This is a genomic window from Salirhabdus euzebyi (assembly GCF_014207435.1).
GTDB lineage: Bacteria > Bacillota > Bacilli > Bacillales > Alkalibacillaceae > Salirhabdus > Salirhabdus euzebyi.
This window is the reverse complement of record NZ_JACHGH010000003.1, coordinates 59174-72364: the sequence shown is the minus strand read 5'-3', so window position 1 is coordinate 72364 and position 13191 is coordinate 59174. Positions and strand designations below refer to the sequence as shown.

Here is a 13191-nt window from a genome sequence, read left to right as displayed (position 1 = left end):
ACCTCAAGTATTAATTTTATTTAACAGTTTCTCTAGAGAACACTCGGACATAGATTGTAAACGATAATGAAAATCTTGAAAAGGTAAATCGCTTGTAACAGGATTAGGAACAATAACGCAGTATAGCCCTGCATTTAAAGCTGCAGTCATCCCATTTAAAGAATCCTCAAATGCTAGGGCTTCATTTGGTTTTACATGGAGTTTGTCTACTGCAAGAAGATAAAGAGCTGGGTCTGGTTTGACAAACTGCACGTCATCACGCGTATGAATGGTTTCAAAATAGTGATCTATTTCGAATATTTTTAAGTAGTCGGTTACCCATTTTCTACTAGAACTAGAAGCCAACCCAATTTTTAACCCTAAACGCTTTGCTGAATTTAAGTATTCTCGCACGCCTTCACGCAAAGCAGGCTGTCCCATTTTTTCATGAAACACCTTATGAGCTGCCCCTTCTATTACATTTCGATCAACTTCCTTTTTGCTATTTTTTCTTATGTAGTCATATAGAACAGTATCATTGGTGCCAATTACTTTTGCAAATTGTTCAAGCTGTAAATCAATCCCATAATCAACTAAGACATCGCGATAAGCCTCATACCAAATAGACTCTGTATCTACTATTAGTCCATCAAAATCAAATACTACTGCTTTAATCATCTTATCTCCTCCAACTCTTCTAAATATTTACTACAGAGCTTTTCAAAAATAGCAATACACTGAAAAAATTTCTCATCAAATGTACCGTCTTCATTAACCGTCCAAGCTGTTGCTAAGACAGTATGACAATATCCCCATAAAAGTAGTCTTTGTTTATTTATATTTAACTCCGTTGTAAAAATATCGATTCTTTGTTGGATAACCTTCTCTACTCCCTCATCAGGAAGTATATTCAGTATAAACTGTATGAGGTCATATTCTAGCTCCCCCATTAATCCTTTCGGGTCTATAGCTTTCCATTGACCATTTTCATCTAAGAGGATATTGTAAGGATGAAAATCACCATGAAGAAGGAACCATTTGTCAATAGTTTCATTGAGGTAAGTGAACATATGAAGTGCTTTTTGAAGAATCTTTGCTTTTATTGGCCCTAGTCCGTGAGGGTTTTCGTTTACAATTACTCTTAATTTTTCTTCTCTTCCTATCGTGGAAGCAATCTGGAATCTTTTAGGAGCGGGGCGTGTGAGTTCTCTTACGACATCTGCCCCTATTCGACAAGCCTCATCTGCATCGGTAATATGTGCTAGCATTCGACCTGGAGTTACTTTTTCCAATAGTATAATTCCCTTTTGGATGTCACAATCTAGTAATCTAACAATCCCTTTTCCATCAAATGTTTGTAACGCTAGTATTTCATCCCTTACTCCATCAGATGGAATGCAAAGTTTAACAACAATTTCATCACCACTCGACATTGTTGCGGGGGCAACATAGTTGGTAGAGAGTTTATAAGGGGCGTGCATTTTCAAGGACCATTTTGTTTCACAATATCGAATCAGCTCAGGTAATTGTTGCAGCCATTTCTCTCCTTCTTCTTTAAAATAATGACGAACTGTTTTTAGAAAGTGCTGTTGATCTTTCACTATATTAGCCCCTTTTCATGTTACAGGATAAACTTGGAATAATATTATATCACTCCGATTAAAAAAGAAAAGAGCTAAATGAGGATATTTTAGCTCTGTTAATTGCTATTCATTTTTTAAATTCTCTTTGTCCAATTTGGATATCTTAAACAATTCCAAAAGGCCTCGGGAAAGTATTTTCACGATAAAAACGAGAAATAACGAATACATCCAACGCCAATTCTTTCGAAACTGAAGTGTTTTCGTTTTTCTTTCCAGCCAAATTTCATAAGCACCTTGTGGTAAACCGAATAGAATCAGTTTTGTTATAATACCTGGTAGTTTTGAATGGTAGGTGGATTGACAAAACCAAACGGATAAATAAGGACAAACTAAATAATCATAGACAACATTGATTTTAAAGATGTTAGGTAAGAACCGAACGGGATATTTCACTTTTTTCCTTGTCACTAAGATTTTGTCAAACACGTGATTGATTGCACCATTTAGCAGGAAAAATGGTACCCATAGTTTTCCTGAAGGTTTTCTAAATAATGTAGGAAAGGATAAGATCCCAAATACAATCCCTAATTTTACAATGACGTTCGATTTCATACAAAATGGACCCCCTTTATTAAACATAGAATATCCAATTTGATACGAATTATATAAAAACAAATCCTGCTAAATAAAAAACCAGTCAACAATAGACTGGTTAATACCTTTAGGATTCCTCTTCATTCTCTTCTTCCTCTAGCTCGACATCATCTAACTCGAGCCAGGACAACATTTCGCGCACTACCGTATTTATCTTTTCATCCACCATATCATTTCCGTATTTCTTCTTCGCACGCTTAATATTTTCCAAAACATCGTCACCAAAGCCAATAACTGGTTCATCTGTTTCTAGATTGTTAAACAAATCAATAAATTCATCTAATGCCTTATCAAAACGTTTACTTTCTAATTCTGTTGCTTTCATTTTAATCACCCACTAATAGGATAACCAATCTATATTAATTAATAGGGATAATAAGTCAACTTTTCACAAAAAGTTTATGTAAACGATTAGTATGGAAAGGTTTTATTTTAATATTCCTAAATAAGCTTGCCATGGCCCAACATCATTTCTGTAGCGCTCCGCCATAACTCGGACAATTTGAGAAATGTGGGTTAAATCATGAACGACCCATGTGGAAATTAGTTCTCTTATTCTAACGACACCGAATGCCGGATGTGAACCGGTTAAATCTAGATGTGAAGGTTGCACAAGTTTTTTTAGTCTTTGGAGGTTTTCTGTTCGAAGCATTTTAAATTGTGCAAACATTTTTTCCAATGATGTCTCTGTTTCTTTATGCAAGTGAGAAAATCGATCAAATTCAGGAAAAGGACTACTTTCACCTACTTCCAAAACGTGTTCTAGGCGAGGGATCCAATTATACTTTTCCCCTTCAATAAGATGTGCCATTACTTCCATTGGATTCCACGTACCTTCTCCCTCATCGCATTGTAACCAATCAATAGATAAACCGAATAAAAATTGCTCCAATGTCCCTGGAGTTCGCTCCAACACTTCAATCGCTTCTTGTAAGTTAAAATTCATGTAACACCCTCTTTTCTTTTGACAGTTTTCTAAAAGATTGTTTCATTTTACTTCGTCTGGGAATGAACTTCATGAGTATGAATTTCATCCGCGGAAATACGCTATTCTGATGAAGCGGTTGTATAACAGCTTCACATAAGGTCTTAAAAATAAATATAATCTTCTTCTACCTCCATATATGTTTCTTTATTATGAAAAATATTCCTCTTTACACTTAAAAATACTTACATAAAAACAAAAAACCTCCACCGTCTAGGTGAAGGTTTAAAATATTAGCTTTCTATTATTCCCATTCAATATCAACCGCCCATTTTGTAGCAAGGGCATTTAGTTCTTCCTCGTATTGCATAGCTAGTTCGTCAGATTCCGCATATAAGGCATTAGATTGTTCATCATTTCCTGCTAACCAAGCCTTTTCTGCTTCAATATATTTTTGTAATGATTCATTATCTATATCGTGGATTTCTTTTAATTTTTCTTCTTTAATGTCATTCCCGTAAGCTTTTGTTTCAATCAATAATGCCTCAAGACCAGGAATTAATGTATTCTCTGTAAAATCTAGAAGTTCTTCATCCGCTACAGTTGCCTCTTGATCAATTAGAGCGTTAAATTTATCGGTAAAAACATTTGTATCCTCGACATATTTAAGCATAGCATCAGAATTTCCTGAAAGATTCTGAAATAAGAAATAACCACCTATCAATAAAGGAATAATGCTACCTACTGCATACAATATTTTCTTGTTCATTTCTTTCTAGTCCTCATCTCATTAAATAGTATATTGCTGATTTATTATAAGAGATTTTTGTCGAATTGAACACAATTATTTTTTGGTTTATTTTCACAAAAAAAAGCACATGAGAACATGTTGCTCATATGCCTTAACTCTTTATTAAATTTCTTTTATATCAAATGATATAACTCGATTAGTTGTAGGATTATAAATCACTCTTCCTCGAACTCTTATTTTTTCTTGGGTTGAATCAAGATAAAATCATATTCTTCTTTTACCTGATTAGGAGCAGGGTTTGTTTTTGTAACGAAATCATAATCTGTTACGTTGTAATTAGGGTAAGCTGTTTGCGTAACTTCTAATAAATATTTACCCCATTTTTCCTCTTCTAACTCTGGTGATGGATAGATTTCCACATTGATAACACCTTGAGCTGCATCTGCTCCTAGCGCTAAAAATGCTGTACGATGTAGGTTGACCCTATTTGATGGGAATCCCGCTACTTTATCAACAATTGTTACAACTACTTCTCTTTGTGTAGCTGGGTATTTAATTCTTAGTGTTTGCCCACATTGATAAGGGGCATTTTGACCAACTGCTACTGTCATAAATTCGTTCTTCGACCATGGTATATTGCATTGGGTTACTTGTCCTCCCTCTGTCCAAGTAGCCTGCCCACGAATAGGTTGTTGACGATTCTCAACATAGTAAGAATAGTTTGTATGATAATAAGGATATGGAACATTCGCATATGCCTGATAAGGGTCAAATCCATAATCATACTTAAATGGTACATAATAATAAGGTGTTTGCACTACATATTCCCCCTGTAATAGCTAAATTCTCTATTAACATATTTTTTGAGAGGTTGACCTGTGACAGGTATCATTCTCTAGGAGAGCCCAAATATGTAGCCATTTCTTAAAATAATACCACTCAAATTATGAAATTACCCGTTTTCCTATCCCATGTGCTACCAACAGTACTGGAATAACAAGAAATACAAAAGGTATGCTACTCCATATCATATTCCAAGATAGAATATTGTTCTCTATAAGGCTATCAAAAAGAAAAATACTATATGGTATAATCACCACCATGGAGGTTAATGCACCTGGAGTTAATCCTCGAAAAAATATGGACTGACCAATATGTGTAAAAGCATGAAGGAAGAAAATAAGATTACAAACAATAAAAAAATGGATATTAGCAAAAGAACCGCTCTGTATATATTGACTGGCCATGTATGTTGAACTACTAACAAATAAAAAGATGATAAGTACAGAGACAGAAAATTGTGCCGTTGACATCGACAGTTGCTTTATAATCTTATCTGCAATACTATTTGGTAATTTGTCTTTAATCTTGCTCTTGTTTTTCTTGATCCATCCTTCTACTAAAATTATCTCTTCAAAATCATGAAATATAAACATAACTGGGAACAACCAGATTAATGTATGTAATTGATAAAGTGACTCCATTATTGTTTCCTCCGATAATATTGTACTAAAGTACTAAATATATAATTGTATGAATCATTCCTCAAGCCTTGCAGCAGGATCCATCCTAAATTTATCACGTAAATTACTTTTCAGTGAATCGTAATAAGCTTCACTAACGATTCCTTTTGCTCCGCGGAGTATTTCCGTTGCGTAGTGTTCTGGTGGAGCTACTTCTTCGTCTTTATTTATTACGATAAAAGTAAGAACATCCTCGTAAACTTTACCATCCATTTCTACTTCGATAAAAGCTGGGCGATAAATACCTGCGTCAACGCCTTCTCTTCGGAATAAATAACGGACAGCTTTCGAATCAACTTCATATACCTTTCCTTCTACCTTATTAATCGACTCCACGATGTCTGCTCTTCCCCCATCATGGGATTTTCGTCTATATTCCAATGCGTAACCCTTAAGAATACCGCAGCCTTTTAGGTTATGAAATAGGTGATCTACCCCAGCTATTTTGAATCGTTCCGTATCCATACAAGAGCCATATGCAAAATATAAATGGGTATCTTGGTTCAACAAACGGTAACATTTCCAATCGCCAAAAGATATTTCAACCTTTGTTCTTACTTTTTTCGGTTCATAAATATAAACAAGTGCCTCATAGTTGTCGTTATCGGTATAAATTGTCTGCGTAATACGTTCATAATCATTTCTTTCTCCATCACCTTTGTAACCTTCTAGCCAATCTAGCTTTTCGAGTTGATTCGCGTCCACCTCGTACACTTCGCCATACACTTTTTCTTTATTAGATGTAATCATTGCAGGATAACCAAGGTCTGTATCAAATAGTTTCCCATACGTCCATGCCTGCTTCGCAATACAAAGGGCATCTTCTACGTAATGAGCATTACTTTCATTCTTTCGTAAAGTCCCATAAACAAAAACCTTCCATGTTGGGCTCAATAACATCATCTCCATTAATTCTTTATAGTTTAATTGTATATAAAATGCTATATTCAAATCCTGACATAACGAAAAAAAACTTGGCTACCTGCCAAGTTTTTGATCATTTATACAACTCCGCTTTCTATAATAGAAAAAGAAACGTTATCACAATCAATTTCTGCTTTGGCACCATATGGTAGGATTATCATTGGCTCTGTATGCCCAAAACTCAAATTATATAGGATAGGTAATTCATTTAACCCATACTCCCTCATAACCTTTAATATTTCTTCTTTATATTCCTCATAATACATCTCATCTTGTGGCTTACCAAAAATGATTCCCATTGCTTTTTGAAGAATACCTTGAGTAGCATAGTTGCGTAGCCAATAACGAATATAGCTTGGGTCTGGTTTATCTTCAGATGTTTCAAAGAATAGAATACTGTCTTCCCAATGTTTATTTTCAGGCCAAAGCATGGTACTTTTCGCGAATTCTAGTACTTCTATACACCCACCTATTAATCGGCCTTGTACCTTACCCTCACCTTGTAGCAATTCATATCCTTTGTTTTCTCGCATTGTACGCCTAGTGTTTTTATTCTCCTCTATCCATTCCAAACGTTCACTTGTCCATCGCTTCGCGGGAAATATTTGACCAACTGGCGCATCAGAAAATAGAGTCCGTTTTACTGCATCAATGGTATAAGGATCCATTTCTACATTTTCAGCAAAATCAGTTAATATTGCTGGTCCGTAAAAGGAAGAAACACCTGCATAATGACAAAACAGATGTGTAACCGTTACATCAGAATATCCCATAAATATTTTTGGATTGTTTCGAATAACGTCAAAATTAATATATGGAAGTAGGCGAATACTATCTTCTCCACCAATATTGGCAAAAATGCCTTTAATCGTTTTATCTTGAAAGGCATTCATTAGATCCTCTGCACGCGCCTTAGGATTTTCATAAGTAAACACAGTTCCCTTTAAGCTATTTGGCATAGGTACAACTTCTAAACCAAACACTTCTTCTAATCTTTTTATTCCCTGTTCATAGCGCCAACGAATTTCTGGATCACCAGCACCACCCCACGAAGGGCTAACCGTTGCCACTCGATCACCTGGCTGCAATTTTTTTGGTTTGATTAACATGTTGTTTTCCACCTTTGTTATAAAATTAACTGAGAAAACTTTCTATATCGATGTCTCTCCATATAAGTAATTCTATATTCCATTTCAATCCTCTATCAATCGTTTCAATGAAATTAAAACTCTCACAATTCAGCTAACCTTAATCGCAGTCGACATACATTCTGATTAACTAGAAAGATAGTACAATCTATGTTTAATCGACAAACGACTAACACCTTCAGGATGGCTCAAAAGAATTTTCCCGCTTCCATCCTATGAAATAACGTGTATAGGTATAATTCGCTCCGATTCTACAAAATCCTTTTTTTCTTGGTGACAAAGACATCACCTCAATCTTATCTAACTTCTAAAATAAGACATGTTTTAACATTCATCAAAACGGTTATGGAATAATAAGAGGAAAAAATAGTCTAATTAAAAGGAGGCTAACTATTTTTCATTTATCCTCTATAGTAGAAAATTTAAATATCAAAGCAACAGATGCTGAGTTAGGAAAACTAAAGGATCTCTATTTTGACGACAAGTATTGGACGATACGCTATTTTGTAGTAGATACTAGAAAGTGGTTACCGGGTAAAAAGGTATTACTCTCCCCTATTTCTCTTGATTATGTAGATTTGGATGATGGTAGTCTTAATGTACTAGCATCAAAAGAAACAATCCAAAACGCCCCTAATCAGAAGGAAGATGAGCCAATTTCTAAACAGGCAGAAGAAGAATTAGAAAGCTATTATGGTTGGCCAAATTACTGGGGTGGGTTAGGACCATGGGGTGGATTCGCTAGCCCACTAGAATTCATGGATGTGCACAGTAATGGATTAAAGGAAGAACCTCCAAATGAATATGAAGCAAACTACCATCTAAGAAGTGCAAAGGATATAAAAGATGATCCAATTGGATTTACAGTTGAAGCAACAGATGAACAAGTTGGTAATATATATGACTTTGTCGTAAGTGAAGATAGCTGGGAAATTAAGTATATAGTAGTTGAAACACAAAAAGTATTACCTACTAGGTATGTGTTACTGGCTACAGATAAGGTGACAGAATTGAATTGGGCAGAAAAGAAAGTATATGTTAACCAAACAGCAGACGAAGTGAAACAAGGTGAAGATATAGAGTTGAATTTTTCTTCTACCAAATAGTAAGTGCAAAGAAAAGAATGCAAGGGATTGCTTATTATCCCTTGCATTCTTTATTGCATTGACGTCTTCTATTAAATCTAAACCAAATTTACGATATAGCTGTTTGTCTTTTTAATAAAGCTAATCCCAACCAAACGAAGTAGATCGGGGCTAAAATAGTTCCACCTAACCCCATTCCAAGTTGAGTAAGGAGACTAACAGAAATTACATTACCTAAAACAGTTATAACAAAACAAGCTCCTAAAACCATTCCTACCACACTATGTACGAAATGTATTGTCTTTTCTTTCAAAAACAAATAATTTAACGTAATCAACCATAAACCCACAAATCCAAAATCAACCCATCCTTGAGGACTTAACTCTACTAAACCCCTCCAAAAGAACACAGTGAAATCATAGTATCCTGCACCATGGTGAATTGCTTGATGGGCTAAATCATGATCGACACCAATTTGTCTTAAGTTATTAATACTAAGTAGTCCAAACCCAATAATGGCAAGTATCTTTGTATAATCAAGAAACTCGTATTTTGCCTTTAAAAAAGAAGATGACTTCATAACAACAGCAATCCCAAAGAATCCTAAAAAGCCCAAAAAATAATGCGCTAATATTAATTTAGTTCCATGTTCCACATGATCAATGACTGCATTGTCCCCTGGTGGAGAAAATAAAATCATCATAACAGTCAATAAATATAAAATACCAACAATACAAGAAGATACAACCATATACCTTTTCATGCTTATCTCATTCTCCATTCGTGTATATTCAATTTATTATAATACGAAGGAAGATTGTTGATAAGAAAATATCGTTATATTTTGACAAACAAACCAAAATTAACTAGTATTTATCTTCCGTTTTTATGAAAATTTATGTTTACTCAATAGAAAAACTGCCCTCCGATTTTCTAACAATTGGAAAGGCAGTTCGGGTTTTTATAGGATTCTCATTTCAGCTAAATCTCCAAAAATATAACGCCTCTGTTTCTTTATACATTTCGGCACCAGATTTTTCTAATACCCTATGGGATGGAATATTGTCTTTATCAGTATCTGCAATCACGTAAACTACACCGGGTTGATTCAATAACCAGTTTTTCATATAATGAATAGTTTCAGTCATGTAGCCATTTCCTTGATATTCAGGAAACGTATAATAACCGATTATTACTTCACCATCTTCATTTGGAAGACCTTTGACCATTATCCCTCCAACAGCACAGTTTTTATCTTTCTTCACGATTAACCAATTGGTGTACCATATATAATTTTCTTCATCAGCTAATAACTTTGAAAGTCTTGTTTCCATCGCTTGTTTAAGTTCTGGACTAAGTATTCTGTCTGATTCAAGTAATGTTAGCCTTTGTTCCATTTTCATTGGACTATCAATTAATAATTTAAGATGTTCTGCCTTCAAGGGGATTAGTCTTAATCTTTCAGTGTTAATTTCAATCATTCGTACACTCCTATCTTAATCTGTAAGCCATTTTTTAGTTAGACAAAAACAAATTTTAAAATAGGTATATGTTATTGGCAGCTACTCCCCTTATATTAAAATTTCAATAAAGGGGGTCTCATGTTGCGCCCTCCTTTATTATCGTGAACTAAGTTTATCATTACATAAATATCCTGTAAATTTAAATTCTAACAATATCCTCACTAACTTTATAATAAGGATAGTGAGGATAATTGAAGGTTCAGTGCTACTAATTTAAGCTTCATTTTATAAATGATAGAACTCTTCAATTTCCTTCATAACAGGAAAAGCCCCTGTACTATTATTAGAAAGAATTACTGTTTGGGTTTTTCTATCTGGATAATAAGCAGAATGAAAAGAAACTCCTGGATCATAACCCATTACGTGATATTTCCAAATGAAATCCTCTTTACTATTCATCCACAATCCATAGCCATAATGAACGCCATCCTTCACCTTAGCATGTGGACTTAGTAAAATATTTGTATACGATTCACTTAATAATTTCCTGCTAAATAGCGCTTCCCAAAAGCTAATCATATCAAAAGCCGTAACAAATGCTCCTCCGTCTGCCCCACCTTTAATGGGGATCGAATAAACATTCGTTCTCCACGATCCATCACGATTATCAATGTAACCTAGTGCTGAATTTGAAGGGAGATAATCCAAAGAAAAATATCCAGAGGTATCCATGCTACATAATTTGAATATGTTTTGTTCAACATATTCGGTGAATGATGTCCCTGACACTTTTTCTACCATTAATCCTAACAATATATAACCGGCATTATTATAATGAAATTTTTCACCAGGGTTAAACATCATTTTTTCGTTTTGAAATAATGGAAGAAAATCTGCTCCTGTTCTAATAAGATACATAGGGACCTGCTTCCACAGACTTTCGTAATCATCCATTATTTCCTCATCAAAATAATCAGGTATACCAGATTGATGTGTTAACAAGTGATGAACAGTAATATGATTATCAAACTGCGGAAAGGAAACGTCTAAACAATCCTTTAATCGTGTATCAAAGGAAAGTAAGTTTTTTTCGACTAATTGTGAAATGGCAATAGCAGTAAATAGCTTACAGCCAGAGGCGATGCCAAAACGAGTTTGAATATCATTAGCTCGATTCTCTGTTCTATTCGCTAATCCATATGCCGTAACAAAAGGACTATAATCTTTTTCTTTAATTCCGACGACTCCAGAAAAACATTCCCTAGTTACAACGTTTTCAATAACATGATGTTGGTTCTGATAAATGCTCATACACTAACCCCTTCATTCACTAAATATTTCTATACCTAGTACGTTATGAACCTTCTCTGGATAGTCTGTAATAATACCATCAATATCGTATTTCAAAACTTCCTTCATATTTCTTTCAATATTCACTGTCCATACCCACACTTCCCGATTGTGTCTCTTGGCATTTTTTATAAAGCGATCAGATAGCATGCTTTGGTTAATTGTATAAAAATCTACGTCTAAGGCGCCTAAGTTACCCGCGGCAAGAAACATAATTTGGCCAATTTTTATTTCACTATTTGTTGCGCGGACCTCTTGAAGGAATTCGTTACTAAACGATTGAATGTATGTCATATCAGCCATTTCATGTTGCTCAACGATGTCTACTATTCTTCTAGCAAATTCTATGTCTCTTTTTGGTACATCTGATTTAACGTCAATAATAACTTCAACATTTTCCTCTTTTATTACTTCCATTGCTTCATCTAATGTCGGTATTTTTTCACCGATAAATGCTTCTGAAAATTTTGCACCGATATCAATTTTGGCTAGTTCTTCATAGGTCATGTCCTTCACATTAGTGGATACTCCAGCTACTCTTTTTAAATTCATATCATGGTTTAAAATGACAACTCCATCTTTTGTAAGCTTCACATCAATTTCAACGACGTCTACCCCTTTTTCGACAGCAGCTTTAATACCACTTATAGAATTTTCTGGAGCGGTTTGCACGTCACCTCTGTGCCCAGCAACAGCAACATCCCATTTTAAATAAACAATTTTGTTATTTACTGTATAGTTTAATAAAAAGGTCGTTGTTATATAAAGCATTATGGTGATAATTAATAAGTATTTTCGTTTAGTAAAAAAGGTTGCTAATTTGTTTTCAAGAGCCCCTAATCGGTCACTTCCATGAACAGTTAGTTTATCTTGTACAGCTATTCCTTTTTTCCGTTTGTACAAGTAAAATAAACGGGTAATAATGATCATATTGATGGGAACGATCAATAAAGAGAAAATGATCATCATATAACTTGAAAATGTCATAAAATAGTTTTCTACAACACTTGCAATCACCTTATACTCAATCATGGAAGGGACAAAGGAAATGAAAGTCATGAATAAAAAACCAGTTAGGAAAATAATAATGTTAAGCAGGATTAAGTGAATTAATGTTTTCCCTTTGTTTTTCTTTGTTAATTTCCAACTACTTTTCATCGCCTTTCTAATCGGTAATCCATCAATGAATAAATAATGCAGAGTAAAAATAAATCGTAGTACGAAATAGACAATTGCTAAAAATACAACAATATAAGCCAATAATGAAAAAGAAAAAGCATAAAACCTGCTTGTTAGAAAAATCGGTACATTAAAATCTAATAGTGCTGGTAGGTTAGGAGCACTAAAAAAAGGAATGATCAGTAACAAAAGCAGTATTAACTGAATGATTCCAAACCCTATTAGTTTTGGGAGCCTTCTTAAGGTTGTTATAAATGCTTGAGAAATAAGAATATTTTTATGAAAATAACGTTGTTGAGCAATGAGGATAATAACACCAAACTCAACTAACAGGATAAGAACTGACAAAAAACTAATAAAGAGCATCCCTGCCATTCCCGAATAGCTAAAGCCAATCTTATACACATCTGCATTCAATAATGAGCCACTTCCTATATTTTGCAACATTCGATTGAAGACGTAAGAAATGACTGGAACAAATAGGATACTCCCAAGAAGCATGTATATAAATTCAAAAGATAAATATTTTTTATAGGAAATTTTAAAATCTTTAAAGCTATTGCGTAAAACTCGTATCATGTCATCACCTTGTTTGCTTCATTTTAATAATACTACCCTAGTACCAGA

At 34.3% G+C, this 13191-nt stretch carries 15 protein-coding genes; 1 reads left to right on the top strand and 14 read right to left on the bottom strand.

Annotated features, from left to right (window positions below):
* Nucleotides 1-3: 3 nt before the first annotated feature.
* The 10 genes from HNQ94_RS05535 to HNQ94_RS05490 all read right to left on the bottom strand — a co-directional run bounded on the left by HNQ94_RS05535 (nucleotide 4) and on the right by HNQ94_RS05490 (nucleotide 7448).
* The gene (locus tag HNQ94_RS05535; protein WP_174495254.1) at nucleotides 4-657 is read right to left on the bottom strand and encodes an HAD family hydrolase; all 654 of its coding nucleotides are present in this window, start codon (nucleotides 655-657) and stop codon (nucleotides 4-6) included.
* Nucleotides 654-1580, bottom strand: coding sequence for an aminoglycoside phosphotransferase family protein (locus tag HNQ94_RS05530; protein WP_174495253.1), 927 nt, complete (start codon nucleotides 1578-1580; stop codon nucleotides 654-656). The genes HNQ94_RS05535 and HNQ94_RS05530 overlap by 4 nt, the downstream gene beginning before the upstream one ends.
* A gap of 105 nt (nucleotides 1581-1685) precedes the next feature.
* Nucleotides 1686-2174, bottom strand: coding sequence for a CBO0543 family protein (locus tag HNQ94_RS05525; RefSeq protein ID WP_174495252.1), 489 nt, complete (start codon nucleotides 2172-2174; stop codon nucleotides 1686-1688).
* Nucleotides 2175-2283: 109 nt separating this feature from the next.
* Nucleotides 2284-2541: a hypothetical protein gene (locus tag HNQ94_RS05520; RefSeq protein WP_174495251.1), complete on the bottom strand. Its 258-nt coding sequence runs from the start codon at nucleotides 2539-2541 to the stop codon at nucleotides 2284-2286.
* A 102-nt stretch (nucleotides 2542-2643) separates the two neighbouring features.
* A complete protein-coding gene (locus HNQ94_RS05515) occupies nucleotides 2644-3162 on the bottom strand; it encodes a DinB family protein (protein ID WP_174495250.1) in 519 nt (172 codons plus the stop codon).
* Between the two features lie 283 nt (nucleotides 3163-3445).
* Nucleotides 3446-3910: a hypothetical protein gene (locus HNQ94_RS05510; RefSeq protein WP_174495249.1), complete on the bottom strand. Its 465-nt coding sequence runs from the start codon at nucleotides 3908-3910 to the stop codon at nucleotides 3446-3448.
* A gap of 215 nt (nucleotides 3911-4125) precedes the next feature.
* Complete coding sequence (locus HNQ94_RS05505; RefSeq protein ID WP_221452496.1) at nucleotides 4126-4710, bottom strand: RlpA-like double-psi beta-barrel domain-containing protein; 585 nt, start codon at nucleotides 4708-4710, stop codon at nucleotides 4126-4128.
* Nucleotides 4711-4836: 126 nt separating this feature from the next.
* Nucleotides 4837-5376: an HXXEE domain-containing protein gene (locus HNQ94_RS05500; protein WP_174495248.1), complete on the bottom strand. Its 540-nt coding sequence runs from the start codon at nucleotides 5374-5376 to the stop codon at nucleotides 4837-4839.
* A 54-nt stretch (nucleotides 5377-5430) separates the two neighbouring features.
* Nucleotides 5431-6309: a gamma-glutamylcyclotransferase family protein gene (locus HNQ94_RS05495; RefSeq protein ID WP_246199934.1), complete on the bottom strand. Its 879-nt coding sequence runs from the start codon at nucleotides 6307-6309 to the stop codon at nucleotides 5431-5433.
* 107 nt (nucleotides 6310-6416) lie between these two features.
* Nucleotides 6417-7448, bottom strand: a complete 1032-nt coding sequence (locus HNQ94_RS05490) for a S66 family peptidase (RefSeq protein ID WP_174495247.1) — start codon at nucleotides 7446-7448, stop codon at nucleotides 6417-6419.
* A 368-nt stretch (nucleotides 7449-7816) separates the two neighbouring features.
* Between HNQ94_RS05490 and HNQ94_RS05485 the strand changes: the two genes are divergently transcribed.
* Nucleotides 7817-8593, top strand: coding sequence for a PRC-barrel domain-containing protein (locus HNQ94_RS05485; RefSeq protein WP_346266316.1), 777 nt, complete (start codon nucleotides 7817-7819; stop codon nucleotides 8591-8593).
* A gap of 88 nt (nucleotides 8594-8681) precedes the next feature.
* Here HNQ94_RS05485 and HNQ94_RS05480 read toward each other — a convergent pair whose 3' ends face one another.
* The 4 genes from HNQ94_RS05480 to HNQ94_RS05465 form a co-directional block, all read right to left on the bottom strand.
* On the bottom strand, nucleotides 8682-9335 hold the full coding sequence (locus tag HNQ94_RS05480) for a hypothetical protein (RefSeq protein WP_174495245.1): 654 nt from the start codon (nucleotides 9333-9335) through the stop codon (nucleotides 8682-8684).
* Nucleotides 9336-9549: 214 nt separating this feature from the next.
* Complete coding sequence (locus tag HNQ94_RS05475; protein ID WP_174495244.1) at nucleotides 9550-10053, bottom strand: GNAT family N-acetyltransferase; 504 nt, start codon at nucleotides 10051-10053, stop codon at nucleotides 9550-9552.
* A gap of 267 nt (nucleotides 10054-10320) precedes the next feature.
* A complete protein-coding gene (locus HNQ94_RS05470; protein WP_174495243.1) occupies nucleotides 10321-11346 on the bottom strand; it encodes a serine hydrolase domain-containing protein in 1026 nt (341 codons plus the stop codon).
* Between the two features lie 12 nt (nucleotides 11347-11358).
* Nucleotides 11359-13143 (bottom strand): glycerophosphodiester phosphodiesterase family protein, encoded by a 1785-nt coding sequence (locus HNQ94_RS05465; protein WP_174495242.1) that lies wholly within the window; start codon nucleotides 13141-13143, stop codon nucleotides 11359-11361.
* Between the last annotated feature and the right edge of the window lie 48 nt (nucleotides 13144-13191).